Origin of the sequence: Moraxella caprae DSM 19149 (assembly GCF_000426885.1) — a bacterium.
Taxonomy (GTDB): Bacteria; Pseudomonadota; Gammaproteobacteria; order Pseudomonadales; family Moraxellaceae; genus Moraxella; species Moraxella caprae.
The window spans coordinates 1-21,893 of sequence record NZ_AUGF01000035.1 but is presented as its reverse complement, the minus strand read 5'-3'; the positions used below and the strand labels follow the sequence as shown (position 1 = coordinate 21,893).

The following is a 21,893-nucleotide window of genomic DNA, read 5'->3' as shown; positions in this document are numbered from 1 at the left end:
AACGGCAAAGCTGAACGGGTCATACGAACATTGATGGAGCTTTGGCATAATCAATATGAGTTTGTCAGCAGTGAACACAGAAAGCAAGAATTAACCAGATTTCTTAATTTCTACAACACTGTTAGACCACATTCATCTTTAACCAAGAAAGATGAGATTACAGGAAAAACTTTAACTTTTACTCCTTATGAGTGGTTGGAGTTTTATTTTAAACAAAGTGTAAATAACGGGTGAGTTTCTTACAAATAAGATTTTGGCTCAAAAGCATGCTACAAGGGAAAACTATTGCCTGCTCATAACGGTTTTGCGACCCGTAGGCATGGCTCAGAGCGAACGGAAAACCTAGTTTGGCATACTTTTTAGGCTACCACCAAAAATAAAAACACGGTAAAATTTTACCGTGTTTTGTTTGAAAAGTTAGGTTTGATCAAAAATGTCTTTAACTTCATCTTTGATTTTGTCAAAAAACCCTTTTTTCTTGGCACTTGCTCCGTTGTCGCCATTTAGGGTTTTGGCGAATTGTTCGAGCAAGGATTTTTGTTCGCCAGTCAAATTGGTGGGTGTCTCAACGATGATTTTGCACAGCAAGTCGCCCTGCATGCCACCACGCACGGTCGTGACACCCTTGCCACGCACACGCAACACTTTGCCACTTTGGGTGCCTTCGGCAACTTTGATTTTTAGGCGACCACCGCCCAACGTGGGGATTTCTACTTCATCGCCAAGTGCGGCGGTGGCGATATTGACAGGAATATCAAGGTGCAAATCCGCCCCATTTCTGGTAAAGATGTCGTGCGGTTTGACATGAATCTCAACATACAAGTCACCATTTGGCATGCCACTGTCGCCCGCTTCGCCCTTACCTGATAGGCGGACACGGTCGCCATTATCCACGCCAGCAGGGATGGAGACTTCTAGGGTCTGAGATTTGTGCTGTTTGCCTTCGCCATGGCAGTTGGGGCAGGGGTTTTTGATTTTTTTGCCAGTGCCACGGCAGTCAGGGCAGGTTTGCTGCATGACAAAAAAGCCCTGTTGGACACGCACCTGACCATGTCCGCCACAGGTAGGACAGCTGACGACATCGCTGGCAGACTTTGCCCCTTTACCATCGCAGGTCTCACAGTGAACGCTCGTGCTGTATGTGATTTCTTTTTTACAGCCAGCTACCGCTTCTTCTAGGGTGAGACTGATTTGGTAGAGCAAATCCGCTCCTTTGCTAGCACGAGAAGAGCCACGAGAGTTGCCAAACATATCACCAAAGATGTCGCCAAAACCGCCACCACCACTAAAGCCACCACGAGCCCCACCGCCAAAGAAACTGCCAAAGATGTCGTTTAGGTCATCGGCACTAAATCCGCCAGCATTGCCAAAACCACCGTTGTTCATGCCCTGCTCAAAGGCACTGTGTCCCATGCGGTCATAAGTGGCACGTTTTTGGGCATCCGACAGCACTTCATACGCCATCGTCGCTTCTTTAAACTTTTCTTCGGCACTTGGGTCGTCTGGATTTTTGTCGGGGTGATATTTCATCGCAAGACGGCGGTAGGCTTTTTTAATCTCTTTATCGTCTGCCGACTTGTCCACGCCCAAAATGGTATAAAAATCTTTACTCATGTGTTGTCCTGATTGGTTTTTGGCTACTTAGGCGACCCAAAAAGGTCACGATTTGCAAAAATAAAAAACTTGCCTATTTATGGTGCTTTTATGCCATTTATCAAGCGTGATTGGTGTGATTTTTTACCAATTTTCAAAAATTTATGGCAAAATACCCCACATCATCCCTATTATCATCATGTGTTTATGAAAATCACCAAACTGCTCTTGGCACTTGTCATCATCGCCCTTGTCATCGTGGCAGGCTCGCCCTATTATAAGCTCTACACCCTAAAAAACGCTTATGACAATGGCGACTACGCCCCCATTATTCACAGTATAGACTTTGAGACACTACGCCCAAACCTAAAACATCAGCTTATCACCAAAGCCGATAACTGGCTCGGCTCTAACGACGTGGTGCAGGGTTTGTCACTCTTTGGTGGACTGCTTGGGCTAGATGGTGCCAAGCTTAACACCATCGCCCACAGCTTTATCAATACTGCCGTGGATAAGGGCATTACCCCTGAGAATCTAACTCGGCTTGCCCAAGGCGACGTTCAGCCCGAGAGCGAACCCATGCTTGTGGGCATTGCCTTGTTTGGCGGTTATGTTGATACCGAACGACTGCTCACCGACTACATCAGCACAGGCGACATGAACATCGCCATCAATAATCAAAAAACCGCCATCGCTACCAAGGCAAGCGATAACATCGGGCAGCCGACCCAGCCCAAGCTGTCGTACTGTGGTATCAACTGCTTTGAAGTTGCCACCACCATCAAAGATAAGCCCTATACCATCATCATGCACCGCCATCAAGTGCTAGACTGGCAGATAGTTAATATTGTATTGCCTTGATTTGTCAGACTGAACGTGCAAAACAAAACCGCCATTAAGACGGTTTGATTGCTACCAATCCAAAAATCCTCAAACTAAATCGAAAAAGACGAGCCACAGCCACAGGTAGTCGTGGCATTGGGATTGTCCACGACAAAGCGAGAACCTTCAAGCCCTTCGATATAGTCAATCGTTGAGCCGTGTAGATACTGATAGCTAAGACTGTCCACCACGAGCGTGGCATCGCCATTGTCAAAGGTGGCATCATCATCGTCTAGCTCATCGGCAAAATCAAAGCCGTAGGAAAAACCCAAACAGCCACCGCCTGTGACATAGACCCGAAGCATCAGCTCATGATTGCCTTCGGCATCTTTTAGTTTTTGTAATTTTTTGGCGGCATTGTCGGTTAGGGTCATGACATTTTGCATGGTTTTTCTCTTTTTAAAATTTTTACAATTCTTAGGAATAATTATACCATAATAAGCCCAAATTTTAGCGATACAAGGTATAATGGATAATTTTATAATTTGCACAAAAAACCATGATAGAACTCTCCCAAGTCGCCGTCCGCCGAGACGGTCGCCTGCTGTTTAGCGGGGTCAATCTACAACTTCATCAAGGTCAAACTATCGGACTTGCTGGCAACAACGGCACGGGCAAATCCACGCTGTTCGCCACACTCTTAGGCGAGCATGGCACGGACGTGGGCAGTGTGTCCATGCCAAAAAACTGGCAAATCGCCCACATGGCACAAGAAGTCCACGCCAGCGACATGACCGCCCTAGACTATGTATTATCAGGCGATGACGAATGGTATCGTCTTAACGACAAAATCCAAAACCAATCCGCCTTATCCGAGCATGACATCGCCCCCATTTACCAAAGGTTTGATGAGATAGACGGCTATCGCACACCGTCTAAGGCAAGTCAGATTTTGTCAGGGCTAGGATTTGGCGAGCATGAACATACCCGTATGGTGCGTGAGTTTTCGGGCGGTTGGCGTATGCGATTAAACCTAGCTCGCACGCTCATGCACCGAGCAGACGTACTGCTCCTTGATGAGCCGACCAACCATTTGGATTTGGACGCGATTTTGTGGCTCGAAGATTGGCTTGGTAAATTTAGCGGTCTCATCATCGTCATCAGTCACGACCAAGCCTTTATGGATACCATTTGTACGCACATCGCCCACATCGAACACGGCACAATCACCCTTTATACAGGCAATTATAGCCAGTTTATCCGCACTCGTGCCGAACGCTTAGCTCAGCAAGCCCAAGCCTACGAACGCCAGCAAGCCGTCAAAGCCCACCTAGAAAACTTCATTCGCCGTTTTGGGGCAAAAGCCACCAAAGCCAAACAAGCCCAAAGCCGTGCCAAACAGCTTGCCAGCATGACCGACATCGCTCCCGTCATGGCGGACAGCGAGTTTAGTTTTGCGTTTTATCCGCCTACCGCCTTATCATCGCCACTTATCAGCCTAGATAATGCGTCTATCGGCTATGATAAGCCCTTGATAAATAAGGTCAATTTGCAAATCACGCCCGACACACGGCTTGGCGTGCTTGGGGCAAATGGGGCAGGCAAAAGTACACTGATTAAGGCACTTGTGGGCGATTTACCGCTACTTTCAGGCACGCACCGAGCGTCTGATAATCTCATGCTTGGCTATTTTAATCAGCACCAAATGGACGCATTGGACGAATCTGCCACCCCGCTCATTTTGCTTAGGCGACTGGCTGGCACGACATCGGACGCGGATTTGCGGGCGTTTTTGGGCAGTTTTAATTTTCGTGGCGATAAAATTGACACACCTTGCCGTCTGTTTTCTGGGGGCGAAAAAGCACGGCTAACCCTCGCTCTCATCGTCTGGGAACGCCCCAACGTGCTGGTGCTGGACGAGCCGACCAACCACCTTGACCTATCCATGCGTAACGCTCTCATGCTCGCCCTACAAAACTTTGAGGGGGCGTTAATCCTAGTCTCGCACGATAGGGATTTGGTGATGAACGTCTGCGACAATCTCATGCTGGTGGCGGACGGACGAGCGGACGAATTTACAGGCGACATGGCGGACTATGCTGAGCACCTAAGACAGGCTCGCCTTGCCAAAGTCGCCCAAAACAAGGCAGAAAATAAAGAGACCAAAGCCGACACCACCACGTCCGTCAGCGACAAACCCACCCCAACCAAAGAAGAGATTCGCAAAAAAAATGCCGAAAACCGCCAAAAAACCGCCCCACTTCGTAAAGAGATTGAAAAACTCGAAAAAGAGCTAGATAAACTCACCAGCGAGCTTGGCGAGATTGAACACGCCTTATCCGACCAAAGTCTGTACGATGATGACAATAAGGATAAATTGCTAAATCTATTTGCCAAACAAAGCGAATGGCAAAAACAGGTGGCGGACATCGAAGAGAATCTACTGTTAAAAATGGACGAACTTGAAACGTTGGAGAATGCTTTGTCGTGAAAAAACAGCCCCCCAAACACGATTATTATGCCATTTTAGGCGTGCCAAAATCCGCTAGCACGGACGACATCAAGCACGCCTACCGTCAGCTTGCCAAACGCCACCACCCCGACCGTGCAGGCGAAAGCGGACAAATCGTACTAATAAACGAAGCCTACGCCACCCTAAAAGACCCCAAAAAACGTGCCGAATATGACGTGTATCACGCCGTCTATTTTAGTGCGGTGGGCAAATTGACCCAAAAAATCAACCAAGAAATCCAAAAATCGCCCACTGTTATGGCAAATTTGCAAAAATTTGAAACAAACGCCCAAAGATTTGCCAACTTTTCCGAAAAACGTATCCACGAATTACAAAGAGATTGGCAAGCGGATAAGGGCATTTTTAAAAACGCCAAAGCCCTACTTGCCAAAGCCCAAACCATCATCGCCCAAACTGCCAAAGAAGCGAGCAAACCCCCCAAAGACACTCTACCCACGCTCGTCATCAGTAGGAAGCTTAGTCAGCAGGGCGGACAGATTGTCTTTACTCATCAAGGTCGCACCGTTCGCACCACACTCCCGCAGGGTCTGACAGACGGCTCACAAATCAAGCTCACGATTGGGGGTGTGGGGGTATGGTTTGTGATACGGATTGCCAATTAATATATTGATAGAAAAGTGCTGATGACTGGATTTTTACCCAAAAATTTTATAAACTAAACCAAATTCATCAGCACCCAAACCCCATGCCTCACATTGCCTACCTTGACCTAGAAATTGACACCCATGCCAAAAAGATGATGGACATTGGGGCAGTTTTTGCCGATAAAAATCTACACACCAGTAAAATTAGTGAAATTATCAGCCAAATAAAAGACGCAGATTTTATTTGTGGGCATAATTTTTTAAATCACGACTATGCTTATATCAAAGCTGATTTACAAAGCATTAATAAAAATGCCACAGACATTATTGATACGCTCTGCTTGTCTGCCTTATTATTTCCAAAAAGACCGTATCACGCCCTAGATAAAGATTATAAAACGGATTTTGAAAACTCCAACAATCCTTTAAATGATTGTATGATTACAAAAGAGCTTTTAGAAAAAGAAATTACTGCTTTTAATCAATTATCAGAAAATTTAAAAATCATCTTTTATCAGTTATTAAAAGATAAAGCAGGATTTGCTGCGTTTTTTAAAATGGTTCAATTTGAAAAAGAATGCCCATCACTTCTTAAACTCATTAAAGCACATTTTAACCATAAAATTTGTGAACATTCTATTTTAAATGAATTTATTCACAAATATCCGATTGGGCTGTGTTATGTTTTGGCACTCATTGATTGTGATGAACGCCATTCTATTAGCCCAAGCTGGGTGTTATATAAACACCCAGAAATTGATTATATTTTTAATGAACTTCGTGCCACGCCTTGTCATAAACCCTGTGTTTATTGTGATGATAAATTAAATGCCAAAAAAGCACTGGGTAAATATTTTGGTTATGATGATTTTAGAAGTTATGACAATAAACCATTGCAAGCACAGGCGGTACAGTCTGCGATTCATGTCGATTCTTTATTGGCGGTATTTCCCACAGGTGGTGGCAAGTCCATTACCTTTCAAATCCCTGCATTAATGGCTGGAGAAAATAAAAAAGGCTTGACGGTTATTATTTCGCCCTTGCAATCTTTAATGAAAGACCAAGTGGATAATTTAGAAAGTCGTGGCATTACCGAAGCGGTTACCATTAATGGACTGCTTGACCCCATAGAACGCCAAAAAGCCATAGAACGCATTAAAGACGGCACGGCAAGCTTATTATACATTTCGCCTGAAAGTTTGCGTTCTCGCACCATTGAAAGTTTAATTTTAAGTCGTACGGTGGCTCGTTTTGTGATTGACGAAGCCCATTGTTTTTCGGCGTGGGGGCAAGATTTTCGGGTGGATTATTTGTATATTGGCGAATTTATTAACCGCATTCAAAGTCAAAAAATGGTGGGTCTTAATATTCCTGTTTCTTGTTTTACCGCTACGGCAAAACCACAAGTCATTCTTGACATTAAACAGTATTTTAAAGAACATTTGGATTTGGAATTAAAGTTATTTTCGGCAAGTGTTGAAAGAAAAAATTTGCAATATCAAGTTATTCCCCAAAATAATGAAGAACAAAAATACCAAACACTGCGAGAACTGATTCAAATTTATAACTGCCCAACAATTATTTATGTGTCTCGCACCAAAAAAACCACCGATATTGCCACGCAATTATCCCAAGATGGATTTAATGCCTTGCCCTATCACGGCAAAATGGACAGCGAATTAAAGATATTTAATCAAAATAGCTTTATCACAGGCGAAACGCAAATAATGGTGGCAACTTCTGCATTTGGAATGGGCGTAGATAAAAAAGATGTGGGCTTGGTGGTGCATTTTGAAATATCCGATTCTTTGGAAAATTATGTGCAAGAAGCAGGACGTGCAGGACGAGATGAAAATATACAAGCCAAATGCTATGTGTTATTTTCCAATGATGATTTGGATAAGCATTTTATTTTATTAAATCAAACCAAAATATCACAAAAAGAAATCGGGCAAATATGGCGTGCCTTAAAAGAAAAGTTTGCCAAAAATAAAGCGATGTCCATTTCCGCCTTAGAAATTGCCCGCCAAGCAGGTTGGAATGATGAAATTAATGACATAGAAACGCGTGTTACCACTGCGATTAACGCCTTAGAAGAATCTGGCTATATCAAACGTGGGCAAAATATGCCAAAAGTTTTTGCCAATAGTATTTTGTCGCCCAATGCCCAAACCGCCATTGAAAAAATCAACAATTCTACTTTAATTGCTTTTGATGATAAACAAACCGCCATTCGTATTATCAAAAAACTCTTTTCACAAAGAAGTCAAAGGCAATTAACCGATGAACAAGCAGAATCCCGAGTGGATTATATTGCTGATGTTTTGGGATTACAAACCGAAAAAGTCGTCAAACTCATTACTTTAATGAGAAAAGAAGAAATCTTAGCCGACCAACAAGATTTGCAAGCCTATATTCCCAAAAATAGCCGAAGTTATCCGATTGTTAATAAAATCAATGAATTGTATGACATTGAGTGTTTATTATTGGAACAATTTCAACTGGGCGAAGGGGTGTTATGCACAAGCCTAAAAGCACTCAACCATCAATTTGCCAATCAATATCATCATGATAAAATCAGTCCAAAAACCATTAAATCTTTACTTACTTTTTGGAAAATAAAAAACTGGATAAAACGAGCTGAAGAGTCTTATCAAGAAATCAATTATAAGCTAAATCATTCTTATGATGATATTTTGGCTTTTATGCAAAATAAAAAAGAAAAAGCCATTTGGCTTGCAGGTTATTTATATCAACTGGCACAAGCACAAAATAAAGAAAAAAGCGATAAAAATGGCGATAAAAGTAATGAGACTTTGCCCGTTGATTTTTCATTGGGAGAATTACAATCGGCTTTTTATAATGGTCAAAAATCCAAAATTAGCTTTGATGAGTTAGAAGATGCTTTATTTTATATTGCCAGAATGGGATTGATTAAAATTGACGGTGGATTTTTGGTGATGTATCAACGGCTACATTTAACACGCCTAGAAATGGATAATAGAAAACAATACACCAAAGACGATTATAAAAAACTCTATCATTATTATGAAACTCGCCGTGAGCAAATTCATATTGTCGGTAAATATGCCAGTTTAATGACCGAAAATCAAGAATCCGCCCTAAAACTTGTCAATGATTATTTTAGCCAAGAGTATCAAAAGTTTTTAAAAACCTATTTTAAAAACAGCGATGTTTTAAATAAAAATATGACCGAACAACGCTTTAATGAGTGGTTTGGTAATCTATCAAGCGAGCAATTAGCCATTATTAATGACAATCAAAGTCAGCATATGGTGGTATTTGCAACCGCAGGCAGTGGTAAAACAAGGGTGCTGGTGCATAAATTGGCAAGTCTTTATCAAATGGAAGATATTAAATACGAGCAATTATTAATGCTCACCTTTTCTCGTGCCGCCGCCATAGAGTTTAAATCGCGTTTGGTGGAGCTTTTAGGTAATGCAGGACGATTTATTGAAATAAAGACTTTTCATTCTTATTGTTTTGATTTATTGGGACGGGTTGGTGATTTGAAAGACGCCGATAAAATCATTGAACAAGCGATTGATAAAATTAACAAGGGCGAAGTAGAAGAAAGTCGTATTGCCAAGTTGGTGTTGGTTATTGATGAAGCCCAAGATATGAATAAAACCCAATTTGAGTTAATTCAAACTTTGATGGCAAAAAATGAAGAAATGAGAGTGATTGCGGTGGGTGATGATGACCAAACCATTTATACTTTTATGGGGGCAAGTCCTGATTATATGGGGCGGTTGTGCAATATGGGGGCGACGCGCCATTATTTAACTTATAATTATAGAAGTCAAAAATATATTGTGGATTTTTGCAATCATTTTGCCAAACATATCAATAACCGCCTAAAAACCGAAGAAATTATTACCATTAATCCAGAACAAGAACAGGTAAAAGGCGTGCATTATTCTGGCGACGTTATGCCTTATTTAATAGAACAGGTAAAGCAAAAAATCTTGCTGGGTGGCAGTATTGGCATATTAACCCAAACCAATGAAGAAGCGATTTATATTGCAGGACAATTAAGACAGCACAATTTACCGTGTAAATTGGTGCAGTCCAATGACGGATTTAAGGTAAAAGATTTATTAGAAGTACGGGTATTTGACCATTATTTAAAGATTGCAGAACATCAATCTTTAATTGATGATGCCACTTGGCAATCCGCCAAAGAAAAAACCAATAACGAGCGTTGCAAAAACAGTAAAAATCTATTTTTACTAAACAATTTAATCAATGCTTTTGAATTGGCAAATCCCAATCAAAAATATGTGTCAGATTGGCGTATTTTTATAGAAGAATCAAGATTAGAAGACTTTTATCAAGTAGAAATAGACGGTATTTTTGTTTCTACCATTCACAAAGCCAAAGGACGAGAATACGACAGCGTTTTTGTGCATTTGAATAATCCTAAATACCAAACAGACGATGAAAAAAGGGTATTATATGTCGCTTTTTCTCGTGCCAAACAGCATTTAAGTATTTTAAGCAATCAAAAAGCTGTGTTTGACTTATGTCAAATGATTGATATAGAAGATTATACACATACAGAAAAACAAGCCAAACATTTGGCACTTTATTTAACACATAAAGATGTGAATTTGGGCAGTTTTAAGGAAAATCAAGAGATGATCAAAATATTAAACGCTGGCGATATTTTATCTGCCAATAGAGTGAGCATAATACACAACCAAAAACCTTTATTTTATTTTTCAAAAAAATTTAAAGAAAAATTGGAAATTTATTTTAATAAAGGCTATCAAATGATTGGTAGTGAAATAAATTTTATTGTTTTATGGTATGATAAAAATACCCAAAAAGAATATCGTGTTATTTTACCAATTATTTATTTACAAAGTTATTGATGTTAAGCAATTAATTTTATACAAATCTTTAATTTATTTTACATTGAAAAATCATTACATTTGTACTAAAATAGTTACTTTATTAATCAGCTATTATTAATATGATGACAACCACCTTTCACCCACCCATTTGGCTTAAAAATCCCCACCTACAAACCATTTTGCCCCGCTACATCGTCAAATACACGCCCAATTATACACGCAAGCTCATCAAAGATTCTTTGAATGAAAGCGATGTGGCGTTTGATTACCTACTGACTGACGATGTCAAGGTGGACGGCAAATACCAAAAACCACTCATCGTGCTATTTCACGGCATGGAAGGGTCAAGCCAAAGCCATTATGCCAAGTCGCTCGCTTTTGCAGTACACGGGGCAAATTGTCATTTTGTGGTCGCTCATTTTCGCTCGTGTGGCGGTGTGGCGGTCTCAGGCAAGGTATTTTATAACGCAGGGGATACTGGCGAGATTCATCATAATTTGACCCATTTACAAAACGAATTTGCCCACATCTATGCTGTTGGTGTGTCTCTTGGGGGCAATGCCCTTGCCAAATACATGGGCGAATATGGCACAGACGTGATTTGTCAGCGTGCGGTGGTGGTATCCGCTCCTGTGGATTTGGCAAGCAGTTCAGTGGCTATGGAGCAACTTTTGGGGCGACACATTTACACGCCATACCTGCTAAACCCCATCATTAAAAAAGCCCTAGACAACCATCTCACCACCGATGAGATGAATGTTCTTAAATCCGCCAAACGTTTGGGCGATTTTGACAATGTTTTTACCGCTCCCCGTCATGGTTTTCGCTCCAAAAACGACTATTATCGCCAGTCGTCTGCCTTGCCTTTTCTTATCCACATCAACAAACCTACGCTCATCATCACAGCCCAAGACGACCCATTTTTGGGCGTAACTGCCGAACGCTCGGACGTGTCTGATGATGTGCGTCTGCTGGATACAAGATATGGTGGGCATATTGGGTTTTTGGATTACGATTATCGCACTCGCTCGTTTGATACGGGCTTTATTGGTCGGCAGGTGATGGGGTTTTTTGGGGTGGGACAATGAGACGACTTTTCTTTCTAGCCACAACGATTTTACTCATTGAGCTGTTGACCTACATCGGAGCAAAGGGCATATTTTGGCTTATCAAACCTTATCTACCCAATGCCAAAACGGCGGTGTTTGTGGGTATGTTTGTCATCACGCATTTGTTTTTGGTTACGCTGTTTGTGGGCATGTTCCGCTTTGGTATGGGTTATATGGCGGTGCTGTGGCTTGGTGTGCTAAGTATCATCATGACCACACTGCTTGTAATTGCCATAAAACACATCTCATCTTTTGGTACTATCATGGGCGGGGTAGATGGGGTGATGGTGCGTGCCTTTGGCGTGGCAAGCTTTATTGGGTTGGTGGGTTTATCCGTTTATAATGCTTACACGCCTGTGGTGCGACATCTATCCATACAGATTGACAAACCGATGAATCCTGTCAGGGTCGCTGTGGCAAGCGACACGCATTTGGGTTATTTGGTCGGCAGTCGCCAGCTTAACCGTTTGGCAGACATTTTAAAACGTGAAAAAGCAGACGTACTGCTCATGCCGGGCGACATTATGGATGATGACACGCACGTTTATCATGGCGAAAAAATGCACACCGCTTTTGACAATTTGGTCAAATCAGTCAATGGCAATCTCATCGCAAGCCTTGGCAATCACGACCTGTATAACGCCAAAGAACGCCATGCCATCGTACAGGCGGTGCGTGATAGCGGAGCGATACTGCTTGATGACACCGCTCAGATGTTTATTATCAATGACGTGCCGATGACGATTATCGGGCGATATGATGACCATTACGCCGACCGCCTGCCCACGCACGAGCTCATGCGTGGCGTGGATACTCGCTATCCTGTGATATTGCTTGACCACAGACCAAGCGAGATTGTCCAAAATGTACAGCTACCCATAGACCTACAAGTATCAGGGCATACCCACAACGGACAAGTTTTCCCTGCCAATTTTATCGTTAAAGCCATCAACCGTGTGGCATACGGACACGAAAAAATCAACGGCACGCATGTGGTGGTCTCATCAGGCTATGGCTTTTGGGGCGTGCCGTTTCGCTTAGGCTCACAAGCAGAAGTATGGATAATTGACATGCGTGGCAAGTGAGAGTTTAAAATAAAAAGGGCATGACGCCCTTTTTTTGATGGTTATGTTTTTAAATGCTAAATCTTACCATGACATTGCTTATACTTTAAGCCACTACCGCAGGGGCAGGGAGCGTTACGGTTGATATTGGCAGGGATAAAGACATCATCGATGCTTTGGGGGGCTGTGGTATCGCTCACATCTGCCATGCTTTGGTTGGTGTCAGTGCCAGTATTGGCGTTGGTATTAGTGTTGGTATTGACATGACCGTTTGGCGAAAGATTTGGCATGGATGCCACACCGCCCAGACTGACCGTGATACGCTGAACGTTTTGGGTGGCTCGTGGGCGACTCTCATCGGTGACAATCTCGCCTTCTAGCCCCATGTCATTATGCTCAAAATGCAGTCGCATCATCTCGGCTTGACGGCGACGCTCTTCTTCCATTTGGGCAATCTCTTCTGGGGTAGCGATATGCACCCGTGCCAAGTCCTGCACCACGTCTGATTTAATCGCCCCAAGCATGGACTGGAACAAATCAAAAGATTCACGCTTGTACTCTTGCTCAGGATTCTTTTGGGCGTAGCTACGCAAATGAATACCTTTACGGAGCTGATCCATTTGGGTCAAATGCTCTTTCCAATGGCGATCAAGGTTACGGAGCATAAAATCACGCTCCAATCTGGCAGCGTTTTGCTCGCCCATAGACTCACGTTTTTTCTGATAATGAGCGATGGCAAAATCAATAATCTTAGCACGCAAGCCCTCTTCATCAAGACGGCGGTCAGCATCTAGCCAATCATTAATCGGCATATAATAGCCAAAAGCGTCCTCAATCTCATCTTCTAGCCCGTCAATGTTCCACTGGTCATCGATCGAACCCTCTGGTACAAACTGCGTGATAAGGGCGTTATACACCTCATGGTGCATGGCTTTGATGGACTCTTGTAAATCAACCTCTTCTAGCAAATCATCACGCTGTCCATAGATGACCTTACGCTGTTCGTTAGCGACATCATCATATTTTAGCAGGCTTTTACGAGCGTCAAAATCACGAGCTTCTACCTTGCCCTGTGCGTTCTCAATCGAGCGAGACACCATTTTATGCTCAATCGCTTCATCCTCTTTTAGCCCCATGGCACGCATCATCGACACCACACGGTCGCCTGCAAAAATCCGCATCAAGTCATCTTCTAATGACAAGAAAAAGCGAGACTGACCGGGGTCGCCTTGTCGCCCTGCACGCCCACGAAGCTGGTTATCGATACGGCGTGATTCGTGGCGTTCAGAGCCGATGATGTGCAGACCCCCTGCCGCTTTAACCGCTTCGTTGCGAGCTTGCCATTGGCTTTGTAACTCGCTCTTTTGGGCATCAGTGAGTGCGTCCAAATCCTCTATCTCCGCCTGCCAGTTACCGCCTAGGATAATATCCGTACCACGTCCTGCCATGTTGGTGGCAATGGTTACCGCAGACGGTCTGCCTGCTTGGGCGATGATTTCGGCTTCTCGTTCGTGCTGTTTGGCGTTTAGGACGTTGTGTTTAATGCCAGCTTGGTCAAGCAAATACGACAGCTCCTCACTTGCCTCAATGGTTGCCGTACCGACCAGTACAGGGGCTCCTTTGGCAGTGATTTGGCGAATCTCACGGATAATCCCTTGATATTTGCCCAATTTGGATAAGAAAATTTGGTCGTTTAAATCCACACGAGCAATCGGACGGTGCGTTGGGATAATCACCACATCAATGTCATAAGTCGATTTAAACTCCGTCGCTTCGGTATCTGCTGTCCCTGTCATGCCAGAGAGCTTGTCATACAGACGAAAATAGTTTTGGAACGTGGTGGTTGCCATGGTTTGGTTTTCGGCTTGAATCTCCACACCCTCTTTGGCTTCTACCGCTTGGTGTAGCCCCTCGCTCCATCGTCTGCCCGGCATGGTACGCCCCGTGTTTTCGTCCACAATGACAATCTCATTATCATCAGAGATGATATAATGCACGTTTTTAATAAACAGATGATGAGCCCTAATCGCCGCCTGCACATGAGCCAGTAGGGGTAAGCGAGCAGGACTGTATAGGCTTTCGTTTTCGCCAAGCTCGCCCACTTCTATCAAGAATTTCTCAATTTTCTCATAGCCCTTTTCGCTAATCTCAATGGCTCGGTTTTTCTCATCAATCCAAAAATCCTCCGCCACGTTATTTTTATTATCCTCTTCGTTGTCGGATTTTTTTAGGCGGGGAATGATGTTATTAATCAAGGCATACAGATGAGCCGAGTCCTCGGCTTGCCCTGAGATGATGAGCGGTGTCCGAGCCTCATCAATCAAAATACTGTCAATCTCATCGATGATACAGTAATTGAGCGGACGCTGTTTTTTCTCATCTTTGCTAAACACCATGTTATCACGCAGATAATCAAAACCGTATTCGTTATTGGTGCCATAAGTGATGTCGGCACGATAAGCCTCAAATTTCTCATGGGGGGGCTGTTGGCTATAAATCACGCCCACCGTCAGCCCCAAGAAACTAAACAGCCCACGGTTTAGCTCAGCATCACGCCCTGCCAGATAGTCGTTCACGGTTACGACATGCACGCCCTTGCCACTGATGGCGTTTAGGTACATGGCAAGGGTTGCCATTAGGGTCTTACCCTCGCCCGTTTTCATCTCGGCAATCTTACCCTCGTGCAAGGTCATGCCACCGATGAGCTGGACGTCATAGTGTCTCATGCCGTTCACACGTTTGGACGCTTCACGGCACACGGCAAACGCCTCGGGCAAGAGCTTATCAAGACTCTCACCATTGGCGTGACGGCTTTTAAACTCATCGGTTTTTTGGCGTAGCTCATCATCAGACAGTGCTGAGATTGTGGGTTCAAGGGCGTTAATCTTGTCCACCTGCCTTTGCATACGCTTTAATTCACGTTCGTTTTTGGTGCCGAATACAGCACTGATGGCTTTTGTTAGCATGGTTTTTTCCAAATTGCACAGGGCAAAATATTTTATAACAGCAATACAATCAAATTATATGGTAGTCAATTTTAAAAAATCAACCAATCAGCTCACCAAATGCCTTATCCGCACACACAAGTGTCCGCTCAATGTCGTCATCGGTATGGGCGATGGACATAAAGGACGCTTCAAAGGCAGACGGAGCAAGGTATATGCCCTGTTTTAGCATGGCATGGAAAAACTGGTTAAAGCGTTTGGTGTCGGCGCATGCCACGTCATTAAAGTTTTTGGGCAATTCTTTGGCAAAAAACAGCCCGAACATACCGCCCACATGACAGCTTGCAAAATCTATGCCGTGTTTGCCTGCCAGTGCTTGTAAGCCGTTTACCAGTTTGGCGGTTTTGGCGGTCAATTCTTCATAAAAATTCGGACGAGTTAATTCATCAAACATCGCTTTACCTGCACGCATGGCTAGGGGATTGCCAGACAATGTCCCTGCTTGGTACACACCGCCCAAAGGAGCGATGCATTCCATAATCTCACGCTTACCACCAAATGCTCCCACAGGCAAGCCCGCTCCGATGATTTTGCCAAAGGTGCTAAGGTCGGGGGTAATGCCAAAATGGTGGCTTGCTCCACGCAGTCCCACACGAAAGCCCGTCATCACTTCATCAAAAATCAACACCGCCCCGTGCTTGGTGCAAAGCTCCCGCAACGTATTATGAAACTCTTGGCTTGGGATAACCATGTTCATATTGCCCGCTATCGGCTCTAAAATCACGCACGCAAATTCATCGCCAAATTTATCAAAGGCGGATTGCAACGCATCAATATCATTATAAGGCAAAGTTACGGTGTGCTTGGCAAAATCAGCAGGCACGCCCTTAGATGTCGGCTCGCCAATGTCTAGCATGCCAGAACCTGCCTTGACAAGTAGGCTATCTGAATGCCCATGATAGCACCCTTCAAATTTGACAATCTTGTCTCGCCCTGTGTAGCCACGAGCCAGACGAATGGCACTCATGGTCGCCTCTGTGCCTGATGACACCATGCGAATGAGCTCAATGTGTGGAATAATATCGGCAATCAAATCCGCCATCGTCGTCTCAAAGGGCGTGGGAGCTCCAAAGGACAAGCCGTCATCACAGGCGAGCTTTACCGCATCGATGACCTTGGGGTGAGCATGTCCCAAAATCATGGGCCCCCATGAGCCAACGTAGTCAATATACTCACGCCCTTCGGTGTCGTACATATACGCACCCTTGGCACGGCTCACGAACACAGGCGTACCGCCCACCCCTGCAAAGGCACGCACGGGCGAGTTTACGCCCCCCGGAATGTGGCGTTTGGCTTTTTCAAATAAGACTTGGTCGGCGGTAAGTGTCATGGCAGTTCCTATATTATTAATAAAAAGAAAATGAATAAATCAGCCTATTTTATCATTTTTTGGCGTGACTGTCTGATTTGATTTTGCTTAATGGATGTTTGGTAAGAGATTGGAAATATTCATTCGTTTTGTTAAAAATAGAAATTTACAAAAATACTGATGAATTTTACACAAAAATGCTATTTTTTATTTAAATTTTTCAAAAAAACCGATATAATAGTACAACAAATAACACAAAAAATATTTATCGTAATATTTATTTACATAAAATTACAATAAATTGAGCAAAAAGCAAACATCAGCACCACGGAGATTTGACATGGTCATGAGCATGAGCCCCAATGATTTTGTCAATAAGAAATCAGTTACCCCCATGAACAACAAACACCCCACCAAGCAAGAGCTTGACACCCTGACCGTCCAAAATATGGACGACAAAGAGCAAGACTCGCCCCTTGTGGCGTTTTTAAAAAAACACCAAACCTTTTTGACACTCCAATGCGTGCTACTTATTTTGCTTGGGGTAAGTTTTTTATTTTGGTGATTTAACGCCAATAAATCTACCCCAAAACCCTGCCCAGTCGCAGGGTTTTTTATAAAGCCAGATTTTGCTTTGATGTAAATTCCCACCGCTCCCCTGTGATGGGGTCGTTAAATACAAGGTGTTTGGCAAGTAGTTGCAAAGGATTGGTAAAGTCATCTTTGGGTTTGTGACGGACTGATGGATAATAAGGGTCATGACAGATGGGTATGCCAAGATGGTTTAGATGAACTCTTAACTGATGAAGTTTGCCCGTCGTGGGGCGAAGCTCGTATTTGGCAAGGTCGCCTTTGACCGCCAAAATATCAATGTGCGTGTGGGTATTGGCAGGTTTGTCAGCATTAACACGCATGACATAAAACGGCTCGCCACGCTCCAAATGCAAGCGAACATCTGTCGTCATTGTTAAGTTATGATTAACAGTGGCGATGGCGTGATATACCTTGGTGATGGCATGATGGGCAAATAAAGCTTGATACTGATGGCGTGTGGCGACATTTTTACTGATGAGTATCAGCCCTGCCGTCTCTCTGTCTAGCCTGTGAATGGGGGACAAATCGGCATTGCCCGTATCGGCTTTTAGGCGAGCAAGCAGGGTCTGTTTGACATAACTGCCCGATGGCGTTACCGCCAAAAAATGGGGTTTATCCGCCACCATGAACTCATCATTTTCAAAGAGAATCTGATAATCAAACGGCACGAAAATCTCATCTTGTAGCGTCCGATAATAATAAATCGTTCGCCCATGCACATAAGGTGTCTCTGCCGTCAAAGGGGTAACACCGCCTGTCATCTTATCTGAAATATCTCCCCAAACATCGCCACTCTCAAAGCGTGCCTGCCACTCATCAGGGCTGATATGGGGGAATTTTTGGCATAAAAACGCCAGTAGACTCTCGGGAGTATTGTTTAATTTTTCTAAATAAAGACGACTTGGAGAAATGCCGTCTTTCATGGGCGGTGTGGTGTGGGGCATGGTGTGTTTTTTTGATTACGTTATCTTGACGCCATTTTATCATATTTATGATAGTGTGATGAGCTTGACATATCTAAATTTATAGATATAATGATATATTATTTTTAGCTTATCTGTATTCATGAAATCCACCGACATTTTTAAAGTGCTTGCCAACGATGTCCGCTATCAGATTTTGTTGTGGCTCAAAGACCCTGCCACGCATTTTGGGGCGGACGCTTTACGCTGTGGCGAAACGGGTTTTGACGGTGGGATTTGTGTGGGTGTGATTGCCGACAAATCAGGGCTTGCCCAGTCGGTGATTTCAAGTTATCTAGGTAGTCTACAACAAACAGGGCTAATAGAGAGCAAACGCCTTGGCAAATGGACGTATTACCGCTACTGCCCAAGCGGTGTGGACAACTTTATCCGCCAAGTGCGTGATGAGATTGGCAGGTTGTCTGATTAAAATAATTTGCCTTTTGCGGTGTGTTGATAATTGGGCGAATGTGATTTGCCCCTACCTATCCATTTAATCAAATAGCCCCAAAAATTTTGCCAAAACATATCTAAATTTTTATAAATGTAAAAGCGAGAAAAACCATGACCCAAACCACAACTGAGCTATCTATTTTAAATCTAGCCCCCTTACGAGACGGCGAGACTTTTAACCAAGCGATTGACAACCTTGTGGACTTGGCACAGCTTGCCGAACGCACAGGCTACACTCGCTACTGGATTGCCGAACACCACAATATGCCCTATCTGGCAAGCTCCGCCACAAGCCTTTTAATCCAGCGTGTGCTTGACAAGACAAGCACAATCCGAGTCGGGTCGGGCGGTGTCATGCTCCCCAATCATTCGCCCTTTGTCGTTGCCGAGCAGTATGGCACGCTGGCAAGCCTATATCCTAACCGTGTGGATTTGGGGCTTGGGCGAGCCCCTGGTACTGACCCTGCCACCGCCCGAGCCATTCGCCGTCATCAGGACGATTTTGCGATGAGTTTTCCTAGTGATATCAAAGAGTTGCAGTTTTATTTTGGCGATGACAACAGCGACAAAGTGCGAGCCTATCCTGCCAAAGGGCTAAACGTGCCACTGTATATCTTGGGTTCTAGCCCTGAGAGTGCGTATTTGGCGGCAGAGCTTGGTTTGCCTTATGCCTTTGCGTCTCATTTTGCCCCACGGTTTTTGGTGCAGGCGGTGGAGATTTACCGCAGGGAATTTAAACCGTCTGACGTGCTTGACAAACCCAAAGTCATCGTTGGACTAAACGCCATTGTCGCTGATACCGACAGCGAAGCGAAGCTCCTTTCTACCACCAGTTTGCAGTTTTTCTTAAATGTGGTAACAGGCGAACGCTCAGGCATGAAACCGCCTGCCCCTGACATCGAGAGTCGTATTCCACCGCATATTCTATCTATGGCAAAGAGCATGACGGCATGTAGCGTGATTGGCTCGCCACAGACGGTCAAATTTCAGTTAGAGCAATTACAAAGCCAAGTCAATGCCGATGAATTTATGGCGGTCAGCTATATTTATGACAAAGACAAACAAGCTCGCTCGTATGAGCTACTTGCTGATGTGGTAAAAGGTTGATGTTTTAAATAAACTTCCTACAAAACTAGTTTTTCATTTTATAGAGTGTATTTGGATAAAGAACCCAATACATGTTACAAGGACGACTGTGATTCGCCCCTACCGTTTAATTTAAAAACACCAATTTATCAATTAACCATTTTATTTTAAAAGAGAAAAATTATGACTGACACCACCCCACTTTTTACCCCGTTTACCCTAAATAATGGCGTAGAAATCAAAAACCGCCTTGTCGTAGCCCCAATGACCCACTATGCGTCCAACCCTGACGGCACACTGTCCGATGAAGAGCGGGCGTTTTTGACAGGGCGGTCGGACGATTTTGGCTTATTTATCACGGCGGCGACTTTGGTGCACCCAAGCGGTAAAGCCTTTGTCGGACAACCGTCTGCTTATAATGAGAGTCATTTGGCAAGCCTGACCAAAACCGCCAATATCATCAAAAAAGGTGGTACAAAAGCGATTTTGCAAATTCATCATGGCGGTTATCAGTCGCTTGCCCAGTTTGGCGAAGTTATCGCTCCGTCTGACATGGACAGCGGCAAACAGTCCGCCCGAGCCATGAGCGTGGACGAGATACAGGCAGTCATCACAGGCTTTGGCGTGGCGACCGACCTTGCCATACGAGCAGGGTTTGATGGCGTGGAGATTCATGGGGCGAATAATTATCTTATTCAGCAGTTTTTCTCGCCCCAAACCAACAAGCGAGATGATGAATGGGGTGGGAGCTTGGAGAACCGCTTGCGTTTCCCCAAAGCCGTCATCAAAACGGTCAATGAAACAAAAGCCAAACACAACAAGGCAGAATTTATCGTTGGCTATCGCTTTTCACCAGAAGAAGCAGGCGATGATGGTTTGACGATGGCGGACACGTTTGATTTGATGGATGCTTTGGTGGATGAGCCTTTGCAATATTTGCACGTCTCGTTGTGGGATTTTTATAAAAAGGCAAGACGTGGGGCGGACACCAATTTGACTCGCATAGAACAGCTCCATGCCCGCATTGGTGGCAAGTTACCGCTCATTGGCGTGGGTTGTCTGCTCTCTGCCGATGACGTGGTGCGTGCGTATGATACAGGCTGGGCCCAGTTTGTGGCGGTGGGTAAGGCGGTCATGATAAATCCCAATTTTGCCACACTATTAAAGACAGGCGACACCGACAAAATCGCCACGCACATCGACCCCGAGCGTAACGACATCTACAAAATCCCAAACCAGCTTTGGGCGTATCAGCAAAAAGGGCTTGCCTATCTACCGCCATTAAAGGGTAAAGAATGGCAACCTTTGGATATATAATCAAATAAGGGCGAAATGATTCGCCAATCCAATCTTTTACTTTTCGGAGACACCCATGACAAACCCACAAGCGATTGATTTGGACGATTTAAACCTTGATGAGCTGGACTTTGATGCCATGCTTGGCAATTTGGCGGACGTGAGCGTGGTCGGCGGATTTGATGGCGACAATGATGACGGCTGTGAAGGTGGTGCGTGTAAGATTTAGATTACCCAAATCTTTTGACGATTTAATCAGGTCTTGGAATACAAGAGCTGATTAAATCACTTTAAAATCAACAATCATTACTTCCAGAACAATCGCACCACCCCTTACCAAACAACAACTGTTCAAGATAAGACTTATCCTGTGAAGCTCTCATTTTACTGCGTTTCACAGAGAGTTTAGCATCCCCATTGGCTCGAATTAAGTTTAATGCGGTACGAGTCAGTAATGCTTTATTTGCTTTTTCATGACGTTCAAGACTTTTTTGGTCATCTTCACTAAAGATAACATCTAACACCCAATGCTGACTGTTTTCAATAGACCAATGGTTACAAATGGCATCAGCAATCATATTAACATCTGTCAGGGAGGTTAGG

17 protein-coding genes and 1 pseudogene are annotated in these 21,893 nt (G+C 44.0%); 12 read left to right on the top strand and 6 right to left on the bottom strand.

Annotated elements, in window-relative coordinates; all coding sequences use genetic code 11:
* The coding region (locus tag K941_RS17525; RefSeq protein ID WP_036388037.1) for an integrase core domain-containing protein at nt 1-234 on the top strand (234 nt) is incomplete at its 5' end.
* Nucleotides 235-417: 183 nt separating this feature from the next.
* Here the strand turns inward: K941_RS17525 and dnaJ are convergent.
* Nucleotides 418-1,614, bottom strand: coding sequence for a molecular chaperone DnaJ (dnaJ, locus tag K941_RS0109370; RefSeq protein ID WP_029103414.1), 1,197 nt, complete (start codon nt 1,612-1,614; stop codon nt 418-420).
* Between the two features lie 90 nt (nt 1,615-1,704).
* On the opposite strand from dnaJ, the gene K941_RS0109365 reads away from it, so the two are divergent.
* Nucleotides 1,705-2,454, top strand: coding sequence for a DUF2939 domain-containing protein (locus tag K941_RS0109365; RefSeq protein ID WP_029103413.1), 750 nt, complete (start codon nt 1,705-1,707; stop codon nt 2,452-2,454).
* Between the two features lie 74 nt (nt 2,455-2,528).
* On the opposite strand, the gene erpA is transcribed toward K941_RS0109365, so the two are convergent.
* A complete protein-coding gene (gene erpA, locus K941_RS0109360; protein WP_029103412.1) occupies nt 2,529-2,861 on the bottom strand; it encodes an iron-sulfur cluster insertion protein ErpA in 333 nt (110 codons plus the stop codon).
* A 113-nt stretch (nt 2,862-2,974) separates the two neighbouring features.
* Here erpA and K941_RS0109355 point away from each other — a divergent pair, with 113 nt between their 5' ends.
* The 5 genes from K941_RS0109355 (at nt 2,975) to K941_RS0109335 (ending at nt 12,606) form a co-directional block, all read left to right on the top strand.
* Nucleotides 2,975-4,906, top strand: coding sequence for an ABC-F family ATP-binding cassette domain-containing protein (locus tag K941_RS0109355; RefSeq protein ID WP_029103411.1), 1,932 nt, complete (start codon nt 2,975-2,977; stop codon nt 4,904-4,906).
* Nucleotides 4,903-5,550, top strand: a complete 648-nt coding sequence (locus K941_RS16460; protein ID WP_029103410.1) for a J domain-containing protein — start codon at nt 4,903-4,905, stop codon at nt 5,548-5,550. Before K941_RS0109355 ends, K941_RS16460 begins: the two co-directional genes overlap by 4 nt.
* 83 nt (nt 5,551-5,633) lie before the next feature.
* Nucleotides 5,634-10,430 (top strand): RecQ family ATP-dependent DNA helicase, encoded by a 4,797-nt coding sequence (locus K941_RS0109345; protein WP_029103409.1) that lies wholly within the window; start codon nt 5,634-5,636, stop codon nt 10,428-10,430.
* A 101-nt stretch (nt 10,431-10,531) separates the two neighbouring features.
* Complete coding sequence (locus K941_RS0109340; protein ID WP_036388035.1) at nt 10,532-11,500, top strand: YheT family hydrolase; 969 nt, start codon at nt 10,532-10,534, stop codon at nt 11,498-11,500.
* Complete coding sequence (locus tag K941_RS0109335) at nt 11,497-12,606, top strand: metallophosphoesterase (protein ID WP_029103407.1); 1,110 nt, start codon at nt 11,497-11,499, stop codon at nt 12,604-12,606. Before K941_RS0109340 ends, K941_RS0109335 begins: the two co-directional genes overlap by 4 nt.
* 56 nt (nt 12,607-12,662) lie before the next feature.
* On the opposite strand, the gene secA is transcribed toward K941_RS0109335, so the two are convergent.
* A complete protein-coding gene (gene secA, locus K941_RS0109330; protein WP_029103406.1) occupies nt 12,663-15,551 on the bottom strand; it encodes a preprotein translocase subunit SecA in 2,889 nt (962 codons plus the stop codon).
* A 79-nt stretch (nt 15,552-15,630) separates the two neighbouring features.
* Nucleotides 15,631-16,920 (bottom strand): glutamate-1-semialdehyde 2,1-aminomutase, encoded by a 1,290-nt coding sequence (gene hemL, locus K941_RS0109325; RefSeq protein WP_029103405.1) that lies wholly within the window; start codon nt 16,918-16,920, stop codon nt 15,631-15,633.
* Nucleotides 16,921-17,245: 325 nt separating this feature from the next.
* Between hemL and K941_RS0109320 the strand changes: the two genes are divergently transcribed.
* Complete coding sequence (locus K941_RS0109320; protein ID WP_156892320.1) at nt 17,246-17,464, top strand: hypothetical protein; 219 nt, start codon at nt 17,246-17,248, stop codon at nt 17,462-17,464.
* 49 nt (nt 17,465-17,513) lie between these two features.
* Here K941_RS0109320 and K941_RS0109315 read toward each other — a convergent pair whose 3' ends face one another.
* Complete coding sequence (locus tag K941_RS0109315) at nt 17,514-18,437, bottom strand: pseudouridine synthase (RefSeq protein ID WP_208854371.1); 924 nt, start codon at nt 18,435-18,437, stop codon at nt 17,514-17,516.
* Nucleotides 18,438-18,558: 121 nt separating this feature from the next.
* On the opposite strand from K941_RS0109315, the gene K941_RS0109305 reads away from it, so the two are divergent.
* From K941_RS0109305 to K941_RS17345, 4 genes are all read left to right on the top strand, one after another.
* The gene (locus K941_RS0109305) at nt 18,559-18,885 is read left to right on the top strand and encodes an ArsR/SmtB family transcription factor (protein ID WP_029103402.1); all 327 of its coding nucleotides are present in this window, start codon (nt 18,559-18,561) and stop codon (nt 18,883-18,885) included.
* A 134-nt stretch (nt 18,886-19,019) separates the two neighbouring features.
* Nucleotides 19,020-20,015 carry an LLM class flavin-dependent oxidoreductase gene (locus K941_RS0109295; protein WP_029103401.1) on the top strand — a complete coding sequence of 332 codons (996 nt, stop codon included), beginning with the start codon at nt 19,020-19,022 and terminating at the stop codon, nt 20,013-20,015.
* Between the two features lie 162 nt (nt 20,016-20,177).
* Nucleotides 20,178-21,311, top strand: coding sequence for an NADH-dependent flavin oxidoreductase (locus K941_RS0109290; protein ID WP_036388033.1), 1,134 nt, complete (start codon nt 20,178-20,180; stop codon nt 21,309-21,311).
* A 55-nt stretch (nt 21,312-21,366) separates the two neighbouring features.
* Nucleotides 21,367-21,519, top strand: coding sequence for a hypothetical protein (locus K941_RS17345; protein WP_167539597.1), 153 nt, complete (start codon nt 21,367-21,369; stop codon nt 21,517-21,519).
* Nucleotides 21,520-21,586: 67 nt separating this feature from the next.
* On the opposite strand, the pseudogene K941_RS15400 reads toward K941_RS17345, so the two are convergent.
* Nucleotides 21,587-21,893 (bottom strand): annotated as a pseudogene (locus tag K941_RS15400) (ISAs1 family transposase); the annotation flags it as partial.

What these genes read in the sequence shown, in the direction of transcription:
- K941_RS0109305 (WP_029103402.1), top strand. Translation starts at nt 18,559, where the DNA reads ATGAAATCCACCGACATTTTTAAAGTGCTTGCCAACGATGTCCGCTAT.
- K941_RS0109340 (WP_036388035.1), top strand. Translation starts at nt 10,532, where the DNA reads ATGATGACAACCACCTTTCACCCACCCATTTGGCTTAAAAATCCCCAC.
- secA (WP_029103406.1), bottom strand. Translation starts at nt 15,551, where the DNA reads ATGCTAACAAAAGCCATCAGTGCTGTATTCGGCACCAAAAACGAACGT.
- K941_RS0109355 (WP_029103411.1), top strand. Translation starts at nt 2,975, where the DNA reads ATGATAGAACTCTCCCAAGTCGCCGTCCGCCGAGACGGTCGCCTGCTG.
- dnaJ (WP_029103414.1), bottom strand. Translation starts at nt 1,614, where the DNA reads ATGAGTAAAGATTTTTATACCATTTTGGGCGTGGACAAGTCGGCAGAC.
- K941_RS0109290 (WP_036388033.1), top strand. Translation starts at nt 20,178, where the DNA reads ATGACTGACACCACCCCACTTTTTACCCCGTTTACCCTAAATAATGGC.
- K941_RS0109365 (WP_029103413.1), top strand. Translation starts at nt 1,705, where the DNA reads ATGCCATTTATCAAGCGTGATTGGTGTGATTTTTTACCAATTTTCAAA.
- K941_RS0109295 (WP_029103401.1), top strand. Translation starts at nt 19,020, where the DNA reads ATGACCCAAACCACAACTGAGCTATCTATTTTAAATCTAGCCCCCTTA.
- K941_RS0109320 (WP_156892320.1), top strand. Translation starts at nt 17,246, where the DNA reads ATGAGCATGAGCCCCAATGATTTTGTCAATAAGAAATCAGTTACCCCC.
- K941_RS17345 (WP_167539597.1), top strand. Translation starts at nt 21,367, where the DNA reads ATGACAAACCCACAAGCGATTGATTTGGACGATTTAAACCTTGATGAG.
- K941_RS0109335 (WP_029103407.1), top strand. Translation starts at nt 11,497, where the DNA reads ATGAGACGACTTTTCTTTCTAGCCACAACGATTTTACTCATTGAGCTG.
- hemL (WP_029103405.1), bottom strand. Translation starts at nt 16,920, where the DNA reads ATGACACTTACCGCCGACCAAGTCTTATTTGAAAAAGCCAAACGCCAC.
- erpA (WP_029103412.1), bottom strand. Translation starts at nt 2,861, where the DNA reads ATGCAAAATGTCATGACCCTAACCGACAATGCCGCCAAAAAATTACAA.
- K941_RS0109315 (WP_208854371.1), bottom strand. Translation starts at nt 18,437, where the DNA reads ATGCCCCACACCACACCGCCCATGAAAGACGGCATTTCTCCAAGTCGT.
- K941_RS0109345 (WP_029103409.1), top strand. Translation starts at nt 5,634, where the DNA reads ATGCCTCACATTGCCTACCTTGACCTAGAAATTGACACCCATGCCAAA.